The organism is Salinivibrio sp. AR640 (assembly GCF_001995405.1).
GTDB classification, from domain to species: Bacteria; Pseudomonadota; Gammaproteobacteria; order Enterobacterales; family Vibrionaceae; genus Salinivibrio; species Salinivibrio costicola.
On the sequence record NZ_MUFD01000019.1, the window covers coordinates 39008 to 61603 of the forward strand.

The following is a 22596-nucleotide window of genomic DNA, read 5'->3' on the forward strand; positions in this document are numbered from 1 at the left end:
TCGACCACAGGGATGTGTCATGCCAGTTATCCGATATCCATCGCCATTAGGCATGCTGACATTAGAAGCGGATACCAATGGGCTCACGGGGCTATACTTGCCTCGCCGAGCACCGTCATCCTCAGCGGCAAGCATCGCGCCCGACGGTGACCCCATACTGGATGAAGCATGCCGTCAACTAGATCAATACTTTGCAGGAAAGCGGCAGGCATTTTCTCTGCCACTTGCCCCGCATGGTACATCGTTTCAACGCCGTGTGTGGGCCGCTTTGCAAACCATTCCGTATGGGCACACTGCCAGCTATCAGACCATTTCCAATGTCATCGGCAATCCAAAAGCCAACCAAGCGGTGGGCGGTGCGAATGGCAAAAACCCGATTTCTATCATCATTCCTTGCCACCGTATCATTGGCCGCCAAGGGCAATTAATTGGCTACGGAGGCGGCCTCGCGGCCAAACAAGCCTTGTTAATCTGGGAAGCGACTGGCGAATGGCCAACCACGCTCCCCAGTCCGCAAAGTGGTAAAGAGAAAGCCTTTGGCGCGTGACTACGCCGCTAACGCTTTAATCAGTCGCTCTGGCGTGAGTTGAAAACCGCAGTGCAGGTAAAAGCTTTGCGCATCGGCTTTGTGATAACTCGGGACCACTTCAATCTGATCACACCCTCTTGCCAGTAAATAGGTCTCCGCGGCACTGAGTAACTGGCGGCCGAGGGTCATATCCCGAAAGTGCTCATCCACCATAATGGTGCTGATACGCCCTAAATGGTTGGATTTATCCAGTTGTAAGATCACGTTGAATGCCACCACGCCTGCCACCAATCCACATAGTTCTGCGACCAAGACATTAGCATCCTCTGCGTGAATCAAGTCGGTGAGCGTTTTCTTCATTTGACTCAACGAAAGGGGATCAGGCTGACAGCGCACACACAAGGCGCAAATAGCATCAATATCGTGAAGGGTTGCCGGTCTAATCATGGTGTCTTCCTTGGTTGCCGAAGATAAGTCTCTAACATTTGCTATGGGCTAGGCCGTTGCATGGTAGCCCAGCCCCAAAACGATAAAGCGACGATTACTGTGCCTGTGCCATTTGCCCGCCTTTGACACGTGAAAGGGTGACACGACGGTCAAAGAAAAAGCCCTCATTGCTGGCTTGATCGGCCAGTGGCTGACTGTCGCCATAGGCAATCGTCTCTAACTGGTTCGCGCTAACCCCGACTGACACCAAGTAATCTCTCACCGCCTGTACACGGCGTTCAGACAGATCTTGATTGTAAGATTGACGTCCACGCGGATCCGCGTAACCGGCTAACTGCCACTGTGCCTCGGGCATTTGTTGGATAAAATTCGCTAATTCATCCAGCTGAATCATAAAGTGAGGTTCAATCTCGGCCGAGCTGGTTCGAAACTGAATATTCATCGCCAAGTCTATGTCCTCAATAGAATGTTGCTCTGCACGCAGGCGGGCAAGCTCTAACTGCGCCTCATTATATTTTTGCGTGACAAGGCTCAGTTGCGTATTTTTCGCATTCATGGTTTCAATCGTATCTTGCTGCTCAGTCGCAAGGGTTTCAAAACTCGCATTTTGCCCCATCACTGTGCCTATGATGGCGCCAGCCACCGCACCGACCGGTCCTGCGACCACTGCACCAGCAATAGCGCCGCTGCCCATACCGATCAATTCTGGCTTTTTGTCTCGCTCGACTTGCGTGGCGGCCATGCCTTGTGGTGTTGCAACAACAAACATAGAAACCGCAAATACAGAATGTGTGAGTGCTTTTTTAATATCCATAGTGTTCTCGTCCTCGAAAGAGTGGGTGTTGTGCCGTGCTGGCAATGAGGACATTAAAACAAGTAGATCAGGCAATTTACGGCTATAAAAATGGCAATGTGACGATCAATAATGGCAAAAATATGGCAATTGCGCGGAATCCGGCAAAAGGGGTTTTCTCTGCGCTGAGTTTGGGTATAGTCACTGCAACACTCGTGACCTATCCCGTACCATGAAGCAGATAGCAATTGTTGAAGATGAAGCCGCCATTCGCGATAACTATGCCGATGTGATTCGTCGCCAAGGCTATCAGGTTAATACCTACGCCGATCGTCCATCCGCCCAAACCGCTTTTGAGCAGCGGCTACCTGATTTAGCCATTATTGATATTGGTTTAGGCAATGAAATTGATGGCGGCTTTGCGCTATGCCAAGCATTACGCGCACTATCAGCGACCGTGCCCATTATTTTTCTGACCGCGCGTGATAGTGATATCGATACCGTGGTGGGATTGCGGATGGGAGCAGACGATTATTTAACCAAAGATGTGTCGCTCCCGCATTTGATGGCGCGTATTGCCGCTTTGTTTCGCCGTAGCGATCTCTTAGCACAAGCACCGTCGACAGAAGACAAACGCTTGCAATCTGGGCCGCTCTATCTCGATCTTGATCGTATGCGTGTGTACTGGCATGACCAACTGATTGATCTTACCGTGACTGAATTTTGGATGGTCCATGCCCTGGTTAAACGCCCGGGACACGTGAAGAGCCGACAAGCTTTAATGGATGAGGCACATGCTGTTGTGGATGACAGTACCATTACCTCGCACATTAAGCGGATTCGGAAGAAGTTTATGGCCATTGATAACCAGTTTGACTGTATTCGGACGGTCTATGGCATGGGGTATCGCTGGGATGAGGCACCAATATAATGGCAAGATGGCGTCGGCTGACTCAAGGTTTATGGCCTTATTTGGTCGGGATCCGGACTAAAATTGTCGTGCTCTCTAGCTTTTTATTGCTCTTGCCTTACCTGGGTTATCAATATGTCTGGGAGATGGAAAGCGTCTTACGTCAGGGCCAAGAACAAACTCTGATGGGCACAGCTCGCGCATTTGCAATGGGGATGAACGACCGACCGGCACTTTTCACTCATCGTCACTCACCAACGCGCCTCGATCCAGGTAAAGATTTGCATGCTTTTCGGCTTACCCACCCCATTACTCTGGATGGTGATCTACGCGAGTGGCAACGCTATCAGCAGCATCAGCGCAACTATCAGCGTGACGGGTTAATTTTCAATCAACGCCCCTATCACAGCGAGCAGCTATCCCTGTCGGTACTGACAGCAAGCAATGACCACGCCGTCTACTTAGCGCTCGATATTGTCGATGCGACCCCCACCCCTTCGCAAGATCAGAGCGATCTCACCAGTCAGGATCATCTTATTGTTGCACTAACCTCTCCCCAAGGCGCGTTTTACCGCGTGGCCCTCAGCCAAGATCCGCGCTCACGCGATGCTCATGTGACACATTTAGCAAGTGGATTGCCTGTAAAGTCCAATCAACATGAAACTGAGGGGCCGACGCAACCTTTACCCATTGCCGCCAAATGGCGTACGACAGACACTGGCTATCAAGTTGAGATAAAACTTCCATCAGATTGGGTGGGTCAACAACTCGGGCTGGCCTACTACGATCTGGACGATAGTTTCGAGCGCCCATTACGTGCCATTATTGGCACAGCCTCCACACGCACACCGACGTCACTTGGCAGTTTTATGACCCCCTCTGCCGCGATTCAAACCCTTATTGAACGCATGAATAATGACGCGTCGCGCGTTTGGGTCGTAGATACACATAGCCGAGTGCTTGCTAAAGATGGCGATATCCAAACCTCAAACGGTGTCTGGCAGTCATCATCAGCGCCACAAACGCGCCACGGATTGATTGCTTGGCTTACCGATACACTGCTCCGCCCTTGGTACGATCGCTTGCTAGTGACACCACCTGATCATTTTATCGATGCGATGCAACAAGCTTCTATTTACAAAGGTGTACAGGCACAGCAGGCACTACAAGGGCGCCCTTATGCAGGGTGGCGCAGTTCGGATGATGGCCAAGCCATGATTCTCTCCGCCGCCTATCCCATTTGGCTCAACAATGACGTCGCGGGCGCGGTGATCGTTGAAGAAACCACCAATGGCATTCGCAGTTTACGTAATGACGCTCTCGAAACGCTTTTCTCGGTGATGCTCGCGGTGATCTGCACGGGCGTTTTATTGCTGTTGTTATTTGGCTCGCACATTGCTAAGCGTTTACGTCGCTTACAACATGAAGCGGATCACGCCATTGACAGCCAAGGACGCGTCACAGGCGCCATCACAACCGCAGACAGCCAAGATGAAATTGGTCGCCTGTCACGCACCATGGCCGATATGGTCGGACGCATTGCTGGCTATAATCAGTATCTAGAAAAAATGGCCTCGCGCCTGTCCCATGAGTTACGCACGCCCATTGCCGTCGTACGATCCTCGCTTGAAAATATGGCGTACACCCAAACCGATCCCAGCCAGCTTACTTATATCAATCGCGCTCAAGATGGGGTTCAACGCCTTGCCGGCATTTTATCAACGCTAACCGAAGCGACGCGTCTAGAACAAAGCTTTGACAACGCCGATAAAGAGCCTGTTAACCTCAATGCACTGCTAGATGGATGCACTCAAGGGTATCGACTGGCGTATCCAGAAAAGACGTTCGCGCTGACGCTCCCTGAACAGATCATCACGCTTGAAGGTGTCCCCGATTATTTGGCGCAGTTGCTCGACAAATTGATCGCCAACGCGGTGGAATTTGACGACGGTGCGGCGCCCATTACGCTTGCGCTTAGCGTGCATGCTGACAAGGTGACCATGACCGTCACTAATACCGGGCCACTGCTTCCGAGTGATATGCGCACACAGCTCTTTCACTCTATGGTGAGTGTTCGACCCGCTCATCACGGCACCGATAAACCTCATCTCGGTTTAGGGCTCTATATCGCGCGTCTTATTGCCGATTTTCATCAAGCTCAACTCACCGCGGCTCACCGTCCGCAACAAGATGGCGTGACACTGTCACTTACATGGTCAATCACACAGATAACAATCCATTGATTGATCTAAAACGCATTGGCCCCAATACTGAACCGAACAGCCTTATCGCGATCAGAGCCAATTCATTAGCCTGGTGGCGAATAAATCTCCTACCGATAAAGCAAGGAGCAACGATGATTGAATTTTATTCTGCTGCGACCCCGAACGGTCAAAAGGTCGCAATTGCACTGGAAGAAATGGGATTGGCCTATCAGCTCCATCCCATTGATTTAATGGCTAACGAACAAAAACAACCTGACTTTCTCGCCATTAATCCCAATGGGCGTATTCCTGCGATTGTCGATAAAAGTCATGGCGATTTTCCAGTCTTTGAGTCTGGGGCAATTTTGCTTTATCTCGCGGAAAAAACAGGGCAGTTTTTACCTGAAGATACTAAGGCGCGGTCACAAGCGATACAGTGGTTGATGTTTCAAATGGGGGGCGTTGGACCCATGATGGGGCAAGCGAATGTCTTCTATCGTTATTTCCCAGAAAACATCCCCGCTGCCATTGAACGCTATCAAAAAGAGGGGCGCCGCCTGCTTGAGGTTGTTGACCATCAGTTGCAACGTCACTCTTACCTTGCCGGTGATAGCTATACGATCGCTGATATGGCCACGTGGCCTTGGGCAAGAATTCATGCATGGAGTGGTATTGATGTCACTGGACTCGACGCGTTAAAAGCCTGGATCGATAAACTGGCTGAACGCCCGGCGTGCCAAACCGCGTTAGTCACCCCAGCGTCCGCCGAAGCCAGTGATGAAGAGCGTGCTCAGCAAGCCAGAGGCATGGTGACACGTTAAACAACGCGATATACTCAAAACAAAGAGCCATAACAAGGTAACGGGTAGCCAACCGGGCTGTCCGTTACCTTCCCGTGATAGGTTAAGGAGCGTCTGTGTTAACCCCGTGTATTGGTCATTGTCGTCGTGAAGACGATGTCTGTGTCGGCTGTAAGCGCACACTCGATGAAATCATCAACTGGGGCAAAATGACTGACGACGAACGTGCGGCAATTATGGCTCAGCTCTCACAAAGGCCTGATCCACAACGGCCAGAACCTGCTCGTCGCTCAAGAAACCCGTTCAAGCGTCGTATCATCTGATGGCGCCAGCGGCTTACGGTATTCGATAATCACCGTATGGCCCTCGTAGTAAACCGCTTCAATATCACCATCAACAACGACTTTGTTGGTGACTAATACGTCTTGGCTAACTTGCTCACGATTACGTAAGCTGGGCAAAATTTTGTTTGGCTCAACGCCCATGACATGACAAAAGGCGAATACAAACCGGCTCTCTAGTACACCATCCCCATGGATACTGCGAGAAAACGTTAGGTGGCTCACTTCCAACTTTTTTGCCATTTCGCTTTGTGTGATCCGTGCTTTGGCTTTGTAAGACATCCAAGTTTGGTGCAGAGCTTGTCTGTCTTGCTCGTCAAACGTCATTCTATTTTCCAGTCGGTATACAATACATGGCGACCAGCGTAACAGACACATAGATTATAATGTCAGTACCTCGTTAATCGCGGGTAAATCTTGCCGAGCACACCCTGCTCGGTTAGGATCGATTCATTCCGATTACCATGAGAACGCACTAATGGATATCAACTTAGCCAACCTTCCAGCCGACGAAAAACAAAAAATAGAGCTTGATAAACAAGCTGCGTATGCCGTCTGGAAAGTGGTGAATAACCAAGCGCCACAAAGCCTTTACGAACAAGAAGCCAATGTTTTGGTGGATTGGCAACGTGATGTCTATTTATCATCTGTTAACAAGTATCGCGCTCAACCTGAGGCCTTTATTATCCCTGAAACGGCGACCGATACGACCGAGCGCTGAAACCGTCCTTCACTCACACTTACCGTGATCAACGTTTTACACACTCAGGCACCAAACACGGTGAGTTGGTGCCGAACCGCACTCAGCCTGCAAATACGATAACGTTTGTCCTCCCTCTCTACCACACGTACCGTTTTAAACCATCTTCTTCTGTCTGATTTTCATGACTCACTCAAAGCTAAAATGACGCTAGATTGTCATACATTTTTTGTTTTTTAAGTTGGCAAAATCGTAGAACCCACTCTAGTGTTATTCTTATCAAGAAATCTTCTTTGTTTATGAAGCAACTTGTACTGACAGTCTTTTAAAAGAAAATGACAATCTTGTAAAAGAAAGTGTTGGCTGGGTGACTCCTTGGTGGTCTTATCATAACCGCATAAAAAAGCGGGCAATAAGTTCCTACCTTGCAAGGAATTCACCCTTACTTTTTAGACAGTTTACTGCACGCTCAGTAAGGGGTAATCGCTATGACCTTAGGGTTCAAATCTCGCATTATTTTGGGAGTGGGTTTGCTCGTGACCCTCTCTCTGGTCGTCCTCGGTTCGCTGAATGCGATGTCATTACGTGACAACATGGTCAGTGCCCTAGTGAAACAAACGCAAAATAAGGTCGATCACCATGTGCTTGAATTAGAGCAATTAGTTCAATCCCAACTCAACGCGGTTGAAAAAGGCGCCGGGCACTTCGCCAGAAATTTGACCGAATCAGAGAATGTTGCCCAAGTACGGATGCTTGCCGATACGGCAGGTATCGCTAATGTGATTATGACTTACGAGAGTGGCCGTTCGTATATGTCAAATCACTCAAGCGACGGGATTACCACTAATGAATACGATTTTCGCGATCGTGATTGGTACCGTGCAGTTAAATCCAGCCAAGACATTCATTTGTCTGAAATTTATACAGACAAAGTAACAGGTGAGAAAGTGATCAGTGCCGTCGCACCCGTGTTTGAGAATGGACGGTTTATTGGTGCCTTACTGGGGGACATTCCGCTACAAAATGTGATCACTCAGGTAAGCCAAATGCGCTTTGCGGGCGGCGCAGCCACACTCACCGATCAAAACGCGGTCTTTTTTGCCAGTGATGATCCGAATGATATTGGTAAAACACCGTCGCAAGTCAGTGCAAACTTCTCTGAAATGGAGAGTATGTTCCGCAGCAATGAAAAAGGTCACCTCACGTTTCCCTATAGCGGCATCCAATTTGATGGCTACTTTCAACGGGTAAATTTGACCGAGGGGAGATACTGGACCTTGATGGTCTTTGTCGATCAAAAAACAGCACTGGCTGAAGTCACCGATGCTCAAATCGAATCGGTAGGCACAGGGATATTACTCTTGATCGTCAGCCTGGGCGCCATTTATGGCATTATTCAGGTCTCTTATCGACCCCTCCTTAAGCTTAAAGAAGCGGTCCTTGATCTCTCTCGCGGCGAGGGCGACCTAACAACACGCCTCGACGTTAACGGTAATGATGACCTAGCCCAGATCAGTGATGGCTTCAACCGGTTCGTCGAAAACTTACAAAATATGATGTTGAGCGTGGCAGAGTCCAGCCAGGCGATTTCGGCCAATATCAGCCAGTTATCACAAACGACCAGTGAAAATGAAGCTGTGTTAGATGCTCACTCAGCAGAAACCGAGCAAGTGGTCACCGCAATCACTCAAATGAGCGAGAGCGCACGGAGTATTGCTGAGAACGTATCTCAATCTAACAACATTACTGCAGCGGCCAGCAAAGAGGCCAATCAGTCACTAAAAGTAGTTGATAACGCTGTCGTCACGGTCAGTGCGCTGGTTGATGAAGTGGAAGAAATGTCGGGCCGTATTACCAGCATGAATACAGATGCAAACCGGATCAGTGACGTCTTAACCGTGATTGGCGATATTTCAGAGCAGACCAACCTCCTTGCGTTAAACGCGGCGATTGAGGCGGCACGTGCTGGTGAACAGGGCCGTGGTTTTGCGGTTGTCGCTGATGAAGTCCGCGCGTTAGCGGCGCGTACACAAAGCAGCACAACTGAAATCTCTGACATGCTCACTGCATTACTCGATGGCACGTCCAGCGTGGTTGAAGCGATGGAAAAAACCAAAGAGCAATGTCAAACCACGGCTGATAAAACCTCGGAAGTCTCAAATAGCTTGACGATTATGAGCGCGTCGGTCACTGAAATTGACGATGTGAGTACACAGATTGCAACGGCTACCGAGCAGCAAAGTTCAGTTGCTGAAGAGCTCAGTAAGAACATGTTGTCGATACGCGATATGGTGAGCAAACTCGTGGATAGCGGGAATCAAACCTCTGCCGCCACCAAGTCACTCACCCACTCTAACGAAGAGTTGGATCGGATGGTTAATAACTTTAAATTGCGCTGAGTGTCACTGGCCAAAGGCCATCACTCTCTATTGCTTTAAGCATCGTGATCAGGCGGCACTACCGCTGCCTGATCATCATCGTTAAAGGTTGTTGTTATGTCCCATTCACTGATATCCCACGCGTTAACGCCCGTTTTTTTAAGTCAGTATCAAACAATCCGCCAACATTTTTTTAATCGTGATCCTAAGCGTTGGCCTATTTATCACACACCAGAATTAGCGCACTGGCTTGCGAATGGCATGCAGCCTGCGTTTGAAAGCAGTGATGTGTTACTGAAGCAACAAAACGAGATCCCCACACAAAGTGACTTAGGCGCCACCACCTTTCCCAAGCTTGCATTACAAGCGGCAACCCATTCGAAAGACTGGACGTCACCTCGATCGGTCGAAAATGTGATTACCGCACCGTGCGATCCTGCTATACACGGTGCATTACTGGCCACAATGGCCAATCCTAACCTAGTCTACAGTGAATATGCGGGTTTATCGGTCGAATTAGAAAAGACGTTAGTCCGGCAAATGGCCAATCTCATTGGCTACGAACCTGATCTATCTACCGGTATATTCACGCAAGGTGGTACCTTTGGTAATTTGTATGGATATTTAATGGGATTGAGAAAACAGTTCCCCTATTCCGGGCAACGCGGGTTGCAAGGGCAAGACTTCCGCATGATTAACTCACTTGCGGGTCACTACTCCAATATGACGAACTTAGGCCTATTAGGCACCGATATCCCCAGACAAGCGCTCCGAATCGAAGTCGATAGCAATAATCGGCTCGATCTGGATGACTTTTCTCGCACCCTCAATCACTGTTTTGCCGAGGGCATTCCCGTCCCTACTGTCTTACTCACCTTTGGTACGACAGATACATTTGCGATTGACGATGTTGAGCGTGTCTGTCGCATTAATGAGCAAGCTTGCCAACGCTTTAATGTCACGGTGAAACCACATATTCATGTTGATGCCGCCGTCGGCTGGCCACTGATCATGTTTAATGACTACGCGTTCGACAACAACCCTATTGGTTTGAACAACAATCTATTAGAGAAGCTTCACGCATTAGCGCCAAAAATTCGTGGACTCCGTTTTGCGGATTCTGTGACCATCGACTTTCAAAAGTGGGGATATGTCCCCTATACCGCAAGCTTGGTGATGTTTAAGCACCAAGCCGATATGGAGTACCTAAAACAAGATCCGCACTACTTCTCTTATTTCGAGTCAAACAAAACAGCGCAAACGCATTTGCAGTCGACCATAGAATGTTCTCGTGGTGCCGCGGGTGTCTATGGGAGTTATTGCGCGTTGAATATGCTTGGCAAGCGCGGCTATCAAACAATGGTAGGACACGGCTTACAAAATGCCGAATACCTGAAAGCACACTTATCGTCACTTCCTCACTGCAAAGTTGTTGCGAAAGATAATCTCGGGCCAACAGTCGCCTTTCGTCTATATCAACCTTCAGCAACCCTAAACGTCGATGCCGTTTTTCAACAAGAGCAGTCACTTCACCACGTTGGTGATAAAGTGGGTAGCATCACTCAACATAGCTTGTTTCATCGTCAACACTTCCTCAACCGCAAAGGCAAACAGCTACAAACAAATTGGGTAGAATCCATTGCCCATACAGAGTTTGATCATCACGGGCAGTGTTTGTTTATTCCTGGAGAAAAAGCTGTATTTTTAAACCCCTATACGCGCTATCACCATATCGAGCAATTTGTTGCTTCATTGCAACCCGAATCCTCGACACAGCTTGTTTAAACGCCAGGTTCACCAACGCCAAAAGTGAGGCATAAACAGTGCAAGGACGGTGAAATACTCCAAACGCCCAAGGATCATGGCAACATTGAGTATCCAAATCCCGGTGTCTGTAACCGGCTGGAAGTTGCTACCCACTTCGCCAAACCCAGGGCCAAGGACATTAATACATGCCACAACAGCGGTAAAAGAGGACCAAAAATCGAGACCGGTTGTCATCATTAATAGTGTGAAGACACCGGTCGTCAGCGAGGCAAGTGACATAAACGCCATGACCGCTTGGGTCACATCGTTCGACACCACTTTATCTTGATACCGAATCGGTAATACTGCCGACGGATGAACCAATTGATGAAGTTGGCGACGAATAATTTTAAACGTAATGATGTCACGAATAATTTTATTCCCGCCCGCGGTTGAGCCAGAACAGCCACCGAGATAGGCACAAAACACCAAAAACAACGCCGTGGCCGCCGGCCAAGTACTTAAGTCAGCAGCACCGAAGCCGGTACTGGTAATAAACGACACCACGTGAAATGCAGCAAAACTAAGAGAGGCCCACAGCGAGTCGTAGCGTGCTTCACTATAAAGATACAAGCCAAGTATTGCCGACATGCACGTCACGACAATGAGAAATACACGTGATTCCTCATCGTCGATGTAGAGCTTCAAACCACGCCAACCGATGCGAAAAATACGAAAATGTAGCGCGAAGTTAATCGCGCCCAATAGCATAAAGACATTCGCAATCATAAGCAGCGTATGACTTTGAAAATACCACATACTCGCGTCATGGGTTGAAAATCCACCCGTTGATACCGTAGAAAAGCTATGTGCAACCGCATCATATGCGCTCATTCCCGCAAGGTAATACGCCAGTGCGCAGGCCAAGGTAATCACCAGATAAACCCCCCACAAATAGTGCGCGGTCTTAGCGATACGTGGCGATAGCTTTTCATCTTTGATCGGGCCTGGCGTTTCTGCTTTAAGCAACCGCATGCCCCCCACGTTGAGCATGGGTAACACCGCAACCACAAAGATAACAACGCCTAAACCTCCCATCCACTGGAGAAATTGGCGATACAGCAGAAATGCCGCTGGCATGTCATCGAGACCACTGAGAATAGTTGCTCCGGCGGTGCTCAGTGCGCTAATAGATTCAAACGTTGCATCGGCAAAGTTAACGCCTGTCACTAGCTTTATTGGTATTCCGCCAAGTAGCCCCACCAACACCCAGGTCAGCGTTGAAAACAACAAGGCATCGCGAAAGGTGACCTGATTGAGCTTACTTTTACGAAATAACCAAGAAATCACTAATGATGCCAGCATCATGAGTAAGGAGGGATAGAAAAAGAGTGTCGAGACACCGTCGCGAAAAATAAACAACGACAAAAGCCCGAAAACAAATTGCACGATGCCCATCCATAAAACAGGCATGCCAAGAAGACGCAGTGTATTTTGAAAGTTAATCATGACAGGGGCAACTCATCATTAACACGCCGTGGTGTGTAGGCTCCATTACCTACCACGCGTAACAACAGTGGCATGGCGAGTCCACCTCGCCGTCTAACTCTATCGGCCTTGTTTCATCATAGCAATATCAATGAAAAGCCCTATATCCACGTCGTTAATACCCTGCGAACAAGGCATTACATCGCAGACACAAACAAAAAAGCCGAGCATCACTGCTCGGCTTTAAACTATTTATTGTGCTTGACGACGCTCACCGCGTGCAGGCGCGCGACGCTCATTACCACGATCGCGGTTAAAGCGACGTTCACCACGGCCACCGCGGCTATCACGGTCACTACGGCCTCGGCCACCGCCGTTACGGTCACCACCACGACGTTCACGCATGATCTGACCTTCAACACGTTGTGCATTGGTCTCTTTTTGGCGAATACGCAGTTTTTGCAATTGCGCAAAGACTTCTTTCGGCATGGTTTTTGGCAGCTGCACAAACGTATGAGCAGGTGCGAGTTTGATTGCACCAATATTCTGCTTGTTCAAGCCAAGTTCGTTAGCAATCGCACCTACGATGTCTTTTACTTGTACGCCTTGCTCTCGGCCAACATCTAACTGATACGTATCCCAGTCAGCTGGGTTGGTATCACGGCGATCAGTACCACTTGGACGTTCATCACGGCGACGTTCACGACGCTGCTTTTCACGATCCATTGCCGCGATCATTGGGTCTGGGCCTTTATAGAACAAAGGACGTTTACCTTGCTGGCGCTGGAGTAACATAGCAGCCAGTGTGGTTGCATCAACGTCAATATCGTTTTGTAGTTGCTCAATCAGTTCAACGAATGGACCCATCGCATCGCCATCTTTCTTCTCAGCCAGTTCACTGGCCAGTTGAGCGACACGTGCCTCAGCGACCTTATCGCGATTCGGCAGTTGGATTTCTTCCATTTTAGTCTGAGTAACACGCTCGACGGTACGCAGCATCCGCATTTGGTTGGTGCGGACCAACAAAATTGCTTTACCCGCACGACCGGCACGGCCAGTACGACCAATACGGTGAATATACGATTCAGCATCAAACGGGATATCATAGTTAAATACGTGGGTGATGCGGGCTACATCAAGACCACGCGCAACCACGTCGGTTGCCACTAAAATATCAATCACACCACGTTTCAAATGATCGACCGTGCGTTCGCGCAATGATTGCGGAATATCACCATGCAAAGCTGCCGCTTTAAAGCCGCGAGCTGATAGCCAGTCGGCCAGGCGCTCAGTGTCTTGGCGAGTACGCACAAAGACGATCGATGCATCCGTGTCTTGGGTTTCGAGTAGACGGCTCATCGCTTCGTCTTTTTCGACACCTTTAACCACCCAGAATTGTTGCTCTACTTTTTCAACAGTGCGGTTGCTACCGGCTACGTCAACACGAGCGGGATCACGCAAAAAGCGATCAACAATTTGTTTTACGATTGGCGGCATGGTCGCAGAGAAAAGAACACGCTGTGCGCTTTCTGGTGCCTGCTCCATGATCCAAGTGACGTCGTCGACAAAGCCCATTTTGAGCATTTCGTCGGCTTCATCAAGAATAAAGGTATGAACTTCGTCAAGCTTAAGACGGTCACGGTTAATCAAATCTTTTACACGACCCGGTGTTCCCACCACGATGTGCGCGCCACTTTTTAGCGCTTTCATTTGATCAACAATCGACGCACCACCATAGATCTCAAGAATTTTGAGGCCTTTGATGTTTTGTGCCAGCGTTTTCATCTCTGCAGCAACCTGAATCGCCAACTCTCGCGTTGGTGCCATCACAATCGCTTGTGGTTTGTGTTGGTTTAGGTCAACTTTGTTCAACAACGGTAGTGAAAAAGCAGCGGTTTTACCGGTACCGGTTTGCGCTTTACCGAGTGCGTCACGACCTTCGAGGAGTGCAGGAATGGAGGCGGCTTGGATAGGTGTTGGTGTTTCAAAGCCCATTGAGTCAAGCGCAGACAAAAGGGTGTCGGCCAGATCTAACTGGCGAAATTTGGTTACAGATTCTTGCATTGGGATCCCAATCTATGAGTGTAGCGAAACGGGGCCCCTTCAGCGTTCTGCTCAACCATGAAACACTGTCTTTTATACAGTGTTAGTCACCAGCGCTACGGGCCTCAGTCATTAAGGGTGAATATACTGCGCTATTTACACCAAAAAAGCCAGAAAAAGTTGAACAAGTTCACAAAAAACAGACCTCATGGACATATATCTCGCAGCTTGTCGATGAAGCCAACAAATAGTGGACAAAAAAAATACAAACAAAACAGAGCACGAGGAGCCTGGTGTGGTTCACAGGATTTTATTGCCACGGGTTGGTTTTGAAACAGTGAATACGTATAGTGTGGCGATCCGTTAATCGAGACCCAAGTTATGTTTCAAGACAATCCCCTGCTCGCGCAGTTAAAGCAACAGATCCAAGAAACCCTGCCCAAAAAAGAAGGACAGGTAAAAGCCACCGAGAAAGGCTTCGGCTTTCTCGAAGTTGACGACAAAACCAGCTTTTTTATCCCACCACCGTATATGAAAAAGGTACTACATGGCGACCGCGTAGAAGCCATTGTTCGTACTGAAAAAGATCGGGAAGTGGCTGAGCCAGAAACACTGGTTGAACCAAGTTTGGATCGCTTTATCGGTCGCGTACAGTGGGTTCGTAACCGTCTGAATGTCGTGCCTGATAATCCACAAATGAAAGACGCCTTACGCGCGAAAACAAAGCGCGGCCTGTCACAAGACGGCTTAAAAGAAGGTGATTGGGTCGTTGCATCGCTGACGCGTCATCCTCTTAAAGGAGATGACCACTTTTTGTGCGAAATCAGTGAAAAGATCACCGACGCAGAAGACAAAATTGCCCCTTGGTGGGTCACCTTAGCCAAGCACAACCTACCTAACCAAGAGCCTGCGCCTAAAGACGCATGGCCAATGTTAGAGCAGGGGCTTACGCGTCGTGACCTCACCGATCTTCCCTTTGTGACCATTGATGGTGAATCGACCAAAGATATGGACGATGCTCTGTATGTGGAAGCCAACCCACAAGGTGGCTTTAGCATGACAGTGGCAATTGCCGATCCTACCGCCTATATTGATGCGGATGATGAACTCGACCAGGTTGCACGTAATCGCGGATTCACCATTTATCTACCTGGGCGCAATATCCCGATGCTACCGCGTGATCTCAGTGATGATTTGTGCTCCCTCCGTGAAAACGAACAGCGCCCTGCACTTTGTTGTACCTTCAATATTGCCGCGGATGGCACCATTGCCGATGACGCAGAGTTTTTCTCCGCATGGATCCAATCACATGGCCAGCTAGCCTACGACAAGGTGTCGGATTACATCGAGCAAGGCGAGCAAGCTCAGTGGCAACCGCAAACACCGGCGATCGCTGACCAGATTCATCAGCTTCACCAATTTGCGTTAGCACGCATTCAATGGCGTGAAACTCATGCAGTGACCTTCCCAGATCGCCCTGATTATCGTTTTGAACTCAGTGAAGATAACGATGTGATTGCTATTCACACGGATCAGCGTCGTATTGCTAATCGCATTGTGGAAGAGTCGATGATCAGCGCTAACATTTGCGCGGGTCGTAAGCTAAGCGAATCGTTTGGGTTCGGTATTTTTAATACCCATGCTGGCTTTAACAGTGAAAAGCTCGACGATGTGGTCGAGCTGGTAAAAGCGCACGACGGCGAGGCGGACAGCGAAAGCCTAGCAACCGTCGAAGGCTTCAGTGCACTCCGTCGCTGGTTAAACAGCCTAGACACCACCTATCTTGATAACCGCTTGCGCCGCTTCCAAGCATACAGTGAGATTGGTCATGAGCCAGCGCCACACTACGCAATGGGCTTAGATGTCTATGCCACGTGGACATCACCTATCCGTAAATACGGTGATATGATCAACCACCGCTTGCTTAAAGCAATTATTCGCGGCGAAACCGAAGCCAATGCCCCGGCCGATACCGTGGGTGAAGAGCTTGCCGGCCACCGTAAACATCACCGTATGGCCGAGCGTGACGTGGCTGATTGGCTTTATACCCGTTTGCTCAAACCAGAAGTTGAAGCACAGACTCGGTATACCGCAGAGATCTTTGATATTAACCGCGCAGGTATGCGTGTCCGCCTACTCGAAAATGGTGCACCGGCGTTTATCCCTGGCTCACTGATCTTGGACAACAAAACCCGGATTGCCTGTGATAAAGAGACAGGTACAGTGACTATCGACGGTAACGTTGAGTTCAAGCTTGGCGATAGCCTAGAAGTGGTTATTGCTGATATCAAAGAGACCACCCGTTCGATTGTTGCCAAACCAACACAGGTATTCACGCTCTCGGACACGACTGAAAGCTAATTACTGTTGGTAACTTGATAGAAAGCCAAGCCATTGCTTGGCTTTCTTTTTTCCTGGAGAATGATAATCTAATCATTAAATAACGTTTATCATTAAACCATTGCAATTATCACAGCCTACGTGCCTAGCGAGTCGTTAAAAAGTGATAGCTAATGGTGTTACCTCAACCCGTTGAAGAGGTTTCATGGGGCTTTTACGTTCATCTGCGGTCCGAATGGGGACCCCGATTGCTTTATTGTTACTCCTCGCGGCAGGTTATCACCCTTTGGTCACCTCACTCGCCCCCTATTACAACCTCATCTATGCTGCCCCCTATTTTCTTTTGCTCACTGCGCTGCTTTTAAGCCATCTGTTCAAAAGCGCACGCGTGGGCATGATGGTCATTATCTTATTAGTGGGATACACGATTATCCTAACGCGACTTCAATCCCCGCTTGAGCAAGGGACGACTTATCTTGAGTACTTGCTTTTAGCAGTCGCGCTGCCCATTAATTTGCTCTATATGATCATCGTACGCGACCAAAAGCTCACCTCTCGGTTTGGGGTGTTCTTTTTTCTCGCTATAGGTATGGAAATCGGGTGGTGTGCGCTACTGGTGCAGCAATTCGGCGAGTTATCTTCCTATTTTCAGCAGCATCCTATTTTAGTCAGGGCGGCGTCGGTTAGCCCCATGCCCGTGCTGCTGATTGTGCTGCTCTCTATTTTAATTTGTATCAGTACTCTTCGCCTTTTGCGCAAAAATAGCATTGAAGATCATGCGGCTTTCATTAGCGTATTATGCAGCACGATTACCTTGGTGTTTTTTTATGTGCCGTTTATATCGTCACTCGTATTTTCGCTCGCAGGCCTGCTGTTGGTTGCCAACCAAGTATCATTCAGCCATCAATTAGCGTTCGTCGACGGGCTCACCGAAATTGCGGGACGACGCGCACTCGAAGATGAACTAAAACACCTTGGTCGTCGCTACACTTTAGCCATGCTCGATGTTGACCACTTCAAGCAATTTAACGACACCTATGGCCACGAAATCGGTGACGATGTACTTAAGCTTGTGGCTAAGCAAATGGCGTGCTGTGAGGGAGGCGCCAGTGCTTTTCGTTATGGCGGCGAAGAATTCACCTTATTGTTCAAAGGCAAAACCACTGAGCACTGTTTACCTTTTCTCGACGCATTACGCGAAGATATTGCTCACTATCCGTTAGTGCTACGCGATCAATCTCGCCCTCATGATGACAAACAAGGCCGACAAAAACGCGGGCGAGCGAGCGATAAAAAGCCCGTTAACATTACCGTGAGTATCGGATATGCCGATGCCTCGCAGGCAGATACGCCCGAAGACGTTTTACAATTAGCGGATAAGGCGTTATATAAAGCCAAAGAGGCAGGGCGGAATTGTATTAAGGGCAGTGCGTGAAACCACTTTTATTGATCAGCGTTGTCAGTGTATTGTTTACCGGCTGCGCAACCCAGCATGATTCGCCTGCGGTCTCGCCTTTGCCGTCGTCAACCGACAACGTCAGCGATCAAGCCTTAACCCATACGCTGAACCAAGTGTTTAATCAGTGGCAAGGCACCCCTTATCGGTGGGGAGGCACCTCACGCCAAGGCATCGATTGCTCAGCGTATACGCAACGCGTCTATCAAGAAGCGCTCGCCACGCCACTACCGCGCACCACCCATGGCCAAGCAAAAACCGGCTATGCCATTGACTATCAATCCGCACGACAAGGCGACCTGGTGTTCTTTCATATCCGCCCAGGCTTGCGTCATGTTGGTGTTTACCTTGGTGAGCAGCGATTTATGCATGCGTCAGCTTCCAAGGGTGTGACAGTGTCACGAATTGATAATCCTTACTGGCAAGCGCGATTCTGGCAATTCCGCCGTTACTTCTGAGTGTGCGCTTTTACCGAATCGGCCAGTTCGCAACAGGGTTGATACCGCGGACACGTGACGACATGATCATTGACCATGCCTAGCGCTTGCATCAACGAATAACAAATGGTTTCTCCCACAAACTTAAATCCACGCTTTTTCAAAAAACGACTCATGGCACGGGACTCGTCCGTCGCGGTAGCCACATCGGCATCTGATTGATGCTGGTTCACAATCGGTACACCGTCAGTGAACTGCCAAAGTGCCTTAGCCAATGATCCGTACTGTTCCACCAGCGTTACTGCAGCCTTGGCATTGGTAAACACAGAGGCCACCTTCAGTCGATTACGGACAATCTCATGGTTGGCCATGATCTCAGCAATATTTGGTTCAGCCACCGCGGCAAGCTGATAAAAATCGAAGTGAGAGAAAGCGTCACGATAAGCCTGCCGTTTTTCCAGTATTAGCCGCCAATTTAATCCTGCTTGCGCGCCCTCTAAACAAATGAACTCAAAGATCGCTTGATCATCAAATGTCGGTACGCCCCACTCGGTATCGTGATACACACGTTCAGATTCACTGTACTGCGCCCATTGGCAAATTTTCATCTTTTTTCCCTTCTTCAAACACGACATCGGGTGTCAATTTTGTTGCTTATGGCACGAAATCAGCGAGTTAACTGGGTAAATGCTATCGTTATGTGCAATATAACGCTATCTTTGATCGCGATAAGTGCATGAAACGTAATAGAACCGTTAATCCTTGTTATTGATGCCATTCATACATAAATGCAAAGGGACACGCGTGACAAAAAAGCATATATTGATTACTGGCGCCGGACAGCGCATTGGCTACGCACTCGCCTGCCACTTTCTCAATCAGGGTCACCAGGTAACGTTATCTTATCGTTCCGAGCGCCCTCAAGTGGCCGATTTAAGGGCGCGGGGCGCGCGTTGTTTGCACGCAGACTTCTCAACGGATGAGGGCGTTTATTCCTTCATTGACCACATTGATGCTTTAAATCCCACTTTCGATACATTGATCCACAATGCGTCATCTTGGGACAGTGAGAAACACAGCCAAGATATTGCATCGCTGTTTGATAACATGATGCAAATCCATGCAAAAACACCTTATCTCATCAATATGGCCGCGCCTCGCTGGATGCAACAGGGTGATATTATCCATCTCACCGATTATGTCGCGCAAAAAGGCAGTGCCAAACACACCGCTTATGCTACCAGCAAAGCTGCGCTCGAAAATCTTACCCTCTCGTTTGCACAGAAAATGGCACCATCAATCAAAGTGAACAGTATTTCACCAGCATTAATCATGTTTAATGATGGCGATGATGAAGCCTATCGAGAAAAAGCACGCCGTAAGTCACTATTAAGATCGGTCCCCGGTGAGCAAGAAGTGGTGAATGCATGCGAATTTATCCTTGCGAGTCAACATATGACTGGCCAATCCATCAAACTTGATGGCGGCCGCCATCTTATCTAACTTTCGTGACCAGGAAACGACTATGAACGACGCTGTGATTAAAATAACCAACCTGCGCCTACGTACTTACATTGGGTTTAATCCTGACGAGCAGGAGAAAAAACAAGACGTAGTCATCAATGTCGAGATTCATTATCCAGGCCACAAGGCGTGTGAAGAAGACAACGTTGATGATGCACTCAATTACAAAGATATAACCAAAGCGATTATTGACTATGTTGAGAACGGACGTTTTCTCTTACTCGAAAAGCTGGTTGCGGGTGTTTTAGAGATTACACGTGATCATCACTGGGTGCGCTACGCACAAGTGACCATTGATAAGCCGCATGCACTCAGATTTGCCGACTCTGTCTCATTAAGCCTAAGCTGGACCGCTAACGAGTCGTAACACCGCACAGAGTTCGTTAGAATTATTCGAACATCATGTTCAAGGTGAACAGCTTCTATATTGCCGTTCACCTTATATACTGTGTTGGATTAGTAATTGGGAGCGGGAACAAATGACACCGAAAAATAGCTACGATCGCGTTATGCGTACGCTACACTGGCTATCGAGTCTCGTTATCGTTGGCCTTTTCGCTGTCGGATTGTGGATGGTCGACTTGAGCTACTACAGTAGTTGGTATCAAACTGCGCCACACTGGCACAAATCGATAGGCATATTACTGGCGATAACGACTGTTGGTCGACTTGTGTGGAAAGCAACACACACTATGCCCACCGTTGAAGGTAAGGCTTGGGAACGTAAAGCGGCAACAGCAGGCCATCATACTATTTACCTGCTCCTTGCCACACTGTTTGTCTCTGGATACTTGATCTCAACCTCAGACGGACGTGGGATTGAAGTATTCACCTGGTTTACTGTGCCGAGCGCAGGGGAGCTGTTTCCCAATCAATCAGACATTGCTGGCGATATACACTACTACGTCGCCATCACCTTGATTGTGTTAGCAGCAGGCCATGCCATTATGGCACTTAAACACCATTTTAAAGATAAAGACAATACGTTACGGAAGATGATCGGAGGAAACCCGAAATGAAAAAACTCATGTTAGCCATGGGAATGAGCGCCGCGACACTCTTATCTGGGCCTGCACTGGCAGACACTTATATGATTGACACCAAAGGCGCACATGCCTCGGTCAACTTCAAAGTGCCACACCTAGGTTACAGCTTTACCAAAGGTCGTTTTAATACGTTTGACGGCCAATTTGAATTCGACCCAGATAACATTGGCGCATCAAGTGTGTCGGTGACGATTGATACAACCAGTATTGATTCTAACCATGCTGAGCGTGATAAGCACATTCGTAGCGGTGACTTCTTGGATGTAGGCGAATATGGCCAAGCGTCCTTTGAAAGCACCAACGTAACCGACAACGGCGACGGCTCGATGACCATTACAGGCGATCTCACTTTGCATGGCCAAACTAAGCCAATTGAAATCGACGCTGAACTCGTCGGTCACGGTGAAGATCCTTGGGGCAACTACCGCGCTGGCTTTATGGGTAACACCCGCCTGGAGCTAGAAGACTTTGGTATTCCCACTATGGGCCCTGCCACATACGTTGATATGGAGCTGCACGTAGAAGGCATTCGCCAGTAACTTGCTAGACTCAGTAAACTAAAAAAGCCTTGGCCACATGCCAAGGCTTTTTTGTCGCATCAACACTGAAACCTTTTCGTCATAGTCTCTAGTTACGATGGCGGCAATAATACAGAAAAATTAGTTTAGCTATGACATTACCTATTAACATTGCATTCTTCGACTTAGACGAAACCCTGGTCGCTACCGACACCAAACAAGCGTGGCTGAAATATCTTTGCCAGTGCGATCTCGCCCCGCAAAACGTGGTCGAGCAAGAGAAGCGGGCGTATTTGGATTTTAAAAAAGGCCGCATCAACCTTGAGCAATATATGCAAGTGCAGCTGATCCCGGTCAAAGGAAAATCGATTCAAACCGTGGCTGCTTGGGCCACCGACTTTATCGATCAGCACGTCGCTCCCGTGGTGGTACCACAAGCATTAGCGCGTATCGAGTGGCATCGCAACCGCGGCGATCACTGTGTGTTAGTTTCCAACACCGCCGCCCACCTAGCGCGTCCGATTGGCAAACTGCTCAAACTCGATACCGTGATTGCGATTGAGCTTGAAACATTAAATGGCGTGTATACAGGCAGCATATCCCATTGTGTGCGTGATTTTCGTGGCAAGCATGACTACATGCAGGCATGGCTATCTGACCGTCATGACACGGTCGGCCACACATACGGTTACAGTGATTCGCACTGGGATGTCCCCTTGCTTGAGCAAGTCGACAGCGCTTTTGCGGTTAACCCGGACCCGCACTTAAGCCTGCATGCCCAAGAAAAAGATTGGACCATTATGGAATGGGCTCGCTACGACACCATTCGTGATTAGTAAAAGATCACAGGAAACGTGACGACAGGGCGCCTCGTGTGCCCTTTTTACCAACACGCA

At 48.8% G+C, this 22596-nt stretch carries 22 protein-coding genes; 16 read left to right on the plus strand and 6 right to left on the minus strand.

What is annotated here, in order from left to right; translation table 11 throughout:
* Positions 1 to 19 precede the first annotated feature (19 nt).
* Positions 20 to 547 (plus strand): methylated-DNA--[protein]-cysteine S-methyltransferase, encoded by a 528-nt coding sequence (locus BZG75_RS10550; RefSeq protein WP_077576920.1) that lies wholly within the window; start codon positions 20 to 22, stop codon positions 545 to 547.
* On the opposite strand, the gene BZG75_RS10555 is transcribed toward BZG75_RS10550, so the two are convergent.
* Positions 548 to 976 carry a GNAT family N-acetyltransferase gene (locus tag BZG75_RS10555; RefSeq protein WP_021022999.1) on the minus strand — a complete coding sequence of 143 codons (429 nt, stop codon included), beginning with the start codon at positions 974 to 976 and terminating at the stop codon, positions 548 to 550. It lies immediately after the preceding gene.
* 94 nt (positions 977 to 1070) lie between these two features.
* Positions 1071 to 1790: a sortase-associated OmpA-like protein PdsO gene (gene pdsO, locus BZG75_RS10560; protein WP_158009981.1), complete on the minus strand. Its 720-nt coding sequence runs from the start codon at positions 1788 to 1790 to the stop codon at positions 1071 to 1073.
* Between the two features lie 211 nt (positions 1791 to 2001).
* Between pdsO and pdsR the strand changes: the two genes are divergently transcribed.
* The 4 genes from pdsR (at position 2002) to BZG75_RS10580 (ending at position 6006) form a co-directional block, all read left to right on the plus strand.
* Positions 2002 to 2700 (plus strand): proteobacterial dedicated sortase system response regulator, encoded by a 699-nt coding sequence (gene pdsR / locus BZG75_RS10565; RefSeq protein ID WP_077461367.1) that lies wholly within the window; start codon positions 2002 to 2004, stop codon positions 2698 to 2700.
* Complete coding sequence (pdsS, locus tag BZG75_RS10570; protein WP_077576922.1) at positions 2700 to 4922, plus strand: proteobacterial dedicated sortase system histidine kinase; 2223 nt, start codon at positions 2700 to 2702, stop codon at positions 4920 to 4922. Before pdsR ends, pdsS begins: the two co-directional genes overlap by 1 nt.
* Before the next feature lie 113 nt (positions 4923 to 5035).
* The gene (locus tag BZG75_RS10575) at positions 5036 to 5704 is read left to right on the plus strand and encodes a glutathione S-transferase family protein (RefSeq protein ID WP_077576923.1); all 669 of its coding nucleotides are present in this window, start codon (positions 5036 to 5038) and stop codon (positions 5702 to 5704) included.
* A gap of 95 nt (positions 5705 to 5799) precedes the next feature.
* Entirely contained in the window at positions 5800 to 6006 is a 207-nt protein-coding gene (locus BZG75_RS10580) for a DUF1289 domain-containing protein (RefSeq protein WP_021023966.1), read from the plus strand.
* On the opposite strand, the gene BZG75_RS10585 is transcribed toward BZG75_RS10580, so the two are convergent.
* A complete protein-coding gene (locus tag BZG75_RS10585) occupies positions 5974 to 6351 on the minus strand; it encodes a hypothetical protein (RefSeq protein ID WP_021022994.1) in 378 nt (125 codons plus the stop codon). The two genes, BZG75_RS10580 and BZG75_RS10585, sit on opposite strands and share 33 nt — an antisense overlap.
* A gap of 151 nt (positions 6352 to 6502) precedes the next feature.
* Here BZG75_RS10585 and BZG75_RS10590 point away from each other — a divergent pair, with 151 nt between their 5' ends.
* From BZG75_RS10590 to BZG75_RS10600, 3 genes are all read left to right on the plus strand, one after another.
* A complete protein-coding gene (locus BZG75_RS10590; RefSeq protein WP_021022993.1) occupies positions 6503 to 6745 on the plus strand; it encodes a DUF3283 family protein in 243 nt (80 codons plus the stop codon).
* Between the two features lie 467 nt (positions 6746 to 7212).
* Positions 7213 to 9123 (plus strand): methyl-accepting chemotaxis protein, encoded by a 1911-nt coding sequence (locus BZG75_RS10595; RefSeq protein WP_077576924.1) that lies wholly within the window; start codon positions 7213 to 7215, stop codon positions 9121 to 9123.
* Between the two features lie 96 nt (positions 9124 to 9219).
* Positions 9220 to 10887, plus strand: coding sequence for a pyridoxal phosphate-dependent decarboxylase family protein (locus BZG75_RS10600; RefSeq protein ID WP_077576925.1), 1668 nt, complete (start codon positions 9220 to 9222; stop codon positions 10885 to 10887).
* 9 nt (positions 10888 to 10896) lie between these two features.
* On the opposite strand, the gene BZG75_RS10605 is transcribed toward BZG75_RS10600, so the two are convergent.
* Both BZG75_RS10605 and BZG75_RS10610 read right to left on the minus strand, forming a co-directional pair.
* The gene (locus BZG75_RS10605; RefSeq protein ID WP_077576926.1) at positions 10897 to 12357 is read right to left on the minus strand and encodes a TrkH family potassium uptake protein; all 1461 of its coding nucleotides are present in this window, start codon (positions 12355 to 12357) and stop codon (positions 10897 to 10899) included.
* Between the two features lie 231 nt (positions 12358 to 12588).
* Complete coding sequence (locus BZG75_RS10610; protein WP_077461373.1) at positions 12589 to 14400, minus strand: DEAD/DEAH box helicase; 1812 nt, start codon at positions 14398 to 14400, stop codon at positions 12589 to 12591.
* Between the two features lie 360 nt (positions 14401 to 14760).
* On the opposite strand from BZG75_RS10610, the gene BZG75_RS10615 reads away from it, so the two are divergent.
* The 3 genes from BZG75_RS10615 to BZG75_RS10625 all read left to right on the plus strand — a co-directional run bounded on the left by BZG75_RS10615 (position 14761) and on the right by BZG75_RS10625 (position 18633).
* Positions 14761 to 16740: an exoribonuclease II gene (locus BZG75_RS10615; protein WP_077576927.1), complete on the plus strand. Its 1980-nt coding sequence runs from the start codon at positions 14761 to 14763 to the stop codon at positions 16738 to 16740.
* A gap of 184 nt (positions 16741 to 16924) precedes the next feature.
* Positions 16925 to 18154 (plus strand): GGDEF domain-containing protein, encoded by a 1230-nt coding sequence (locus BZG75_RS10620; RefSeq protein WP_077576928.1) that lies wholly within the window; start codon positions 16925 to 16927, stop codon positions 18152 to 18154.
* Positions 18151 to 18633: a C40 family peptidase gene (locus tag BZG75_RS10625; RefSeq protein ID WP_077576929.1), complete on the plus strand. Its 483-nt coding sequence runs from the start codon at positions 18151 to 18153 to the stop codon at positions 18631 to 18633. Before BZG75_RS10620 ends, BZG75_RS10625 begins: the two co-directional genes overlap by 4 nt.
* On the opposite strand, the gene BZG75_RS10630 is transcribed toward BZG75_RS10625, so the two are convergent.
* On the minus strand, positions 18624 to 19220 hold the full coding sequence (locus BZG75_RS10630; RefSeq protein WP_077576930.1) for a DNA-3-methyladenine glycosylase I: 597 nt from the start codon (positions 19218 to 19220) through the stop codon (positions 18624 to 18626). The two genes, BZG75_RS10625 and BZG75_RS10630, sit on opposite strands and share 10 nt — an antisense overlap.
* 196 nt (positions 19221 to 19416) lie before the next feature.
* On the opposite strand from BZG75_RS10630, the gene folM reads away from it, so the two are divergent.
* The 5 genes from folM to BZG75_RS10655 all read left to right on the plus strand — a co-directional run bounded on the left by folM (position 19417) and on the right by BZG75_RS10655 (position 22536).
* Entirely contained in the window at positions 19417 to 20115 is a 699-nt protein-coding gene (gene folM / locus BZG75_RS10635; RefSeq protein WP_077461381.1) for a dihydromonapterin reductase, read from the plus strand.
* A 22-nt stretch (positions 20116 to 20137) separates the two neighbouring features.
* Positions 20138 to 20503, plus strand: a complete 366-nt coding sequence (gene folX, locus BZG75_RS10640; protein ID WP_077486620.1) for a dihydroneopterin triphosphate 2'-epimerase — start codon at positions 20138 to 20140, stop codon at positions 20501 to 20503.
* A gap of 112 nt (positions 20504 to 20615) precedes the next feature.
* Entirely contained in the window at positions 20616 to 21155 is a 540-nt protein-coding gene (locus tag BZG75_RS10645) for a cytochrome b (RefSeq protein ID WP_077461382.1), read from the plus strand.
* Entirely contained in the window at positions 21152 to 21721 is a 570-nt protein-coding gene (locus BZG75_RS10650; RefSeq protein ID WP_077576931.1) for a YceI family protein, read from the plus strand. The genes BZG75_RS10645 and BZG75_RS10650 overlap by 4 nt, the downstream gene beginning before the upstream one ends.
* Positions 21722 to 21852: 131 nt before the next feature.
* Positions 21853 to 22536 (plus strand): HAD family hydrolase, encoded by a 684-nt coding sequence (locus tag BZG75_RS10655; protein WP_077576932.1) that lies wholly within the window; start codon positions 21853 to 21855, stop codon positions 22534 to 22536.
* The last annotated feature ends 60 nt before the right edge of the window (positions 22537 to 22596 follow it).

Coding starts and splice junctions, on each gene's coding strand:
- BZG75_RS10620 (WP_077576928.1), top strand. CDS start 16,925: ATGGGGCTTTTACGTTCATCTGCGGTCCGAATGGGGACCCCGATTGCT.
- pdsR (WP_077461367.1), top strand. CDS start 2,002: ATGAAGCAGATAGCAATTGTTGAAGATGAAGCCGCCATTCGCGATAAC.
- BZG75_RS10605 (WP_077576926.1), bottom strand. CDS start 12,357: ATGATTAACTTTCAAAATACACTGCGTCTTCTTGGCATGCCTGTTTTA.
- BZG75_RS10575 (WP_077576923.1), top strand. CDS start 5,036: ATGATTGAATTTTATTCTGCTGCGACCCCGAACGGTCAAAAGGTCGCA.
- BZG75_RS10630 (WP_077576930.1), bottom strand. CDS start 19,220: ATGAAAATTTGCCAATGGGCGCAGTACAGTGAATCTGAACGTGTGTAT.
- BZG75_RS10595 (WP_077576924.1), top strand. CDS start 7,213: ATGACCTTAGGGTTCAAATCTCGCATTATTTTGGGAGTGGGTTTGCTC.
- BZG75_RS10550 (WP_077576920.1), top strand. CDS start 20: ATGCCAGTTATCCGATATCCATCGCCATTAGGCATGCTGACATTAGAA.
- BZG75_RS10650 (WP_077576931.1), top strand. CDS start 21,152: ATGAAAAAACTCATGTTAGCCATGGGAATGAGCGCCGCGACACTCTTA.
- folX (WP_077486620.1), top strand. CDS start 20,138: ATGAACGACGCTGTGATTAAAATAACCAACCTGCGCCTACGTACTTAC.
- BZG75_RS10610 (WP_077461373.1), bottom strand. CDS start 14,400: ATGCAAGAATCTGTAACCAAATTTCGCCAGTTAGATCTGGCCGACACC.
- BZG75_RS10590 (WP_021022993.1), top strand. CDS start 6,503: ATGGATATCAACTTAGCCAACCTTCCAGCCGACGAAAAACAAAAAATA.
- BZG75_RS10615 (WP_077576927.1), top strand. CDS start 14,761: ATGTTTCAAGACAATCCCCTGCTCGCGCAGTTAAAGCAACAGATCCAA.
- pdsS (WP_077576922.1), top strand. CDS start 2,700: ATGGCAAGATGGCGTCGGCTGACTCAAGGTTTATGGCCTTATTTGGTC.
- BZG75_RS10600 (WP_077576925.1), top strand. CDS start 9,220: ATGTCCCATTCACTGATATCCCACGCGTTAACGCCCGTTTTTTTAAGT.
- BZG75_RS10555 (WP_021022999.1), bottom strand. CDS start 976: ATGATTAGACCGGCAACCCTTCACGATATTGATGCTATTTGCGCCTTG.
- BZG75_RS10585 (WP_021022994.1), bottom strand. CDS start 6,351: ATGACGTTTGACGAGCAAGACAGACAAGCTCTGCACCAAACTTGGATG.
- BZG75_RS10655 (WP_077576932.1), top strand. CDS start 21,853: ATGACATTACCTATTAACATTGCATTCTTCGACTTAGACGAAACCCTG.
- BZG75_RS10645 (WP_077461382.1), top strand. CDS start 20,616: ATGACACCGAAAAATAGCTACGATCGCGTTATGCGTACGCTACACTGG.
- pdsO (WP_158009981.1), bottom strand. CDS start 1,790: ATGGATATTAAAAAAGCACTCACACATTCTGTATTTGCGGTTTCTATG.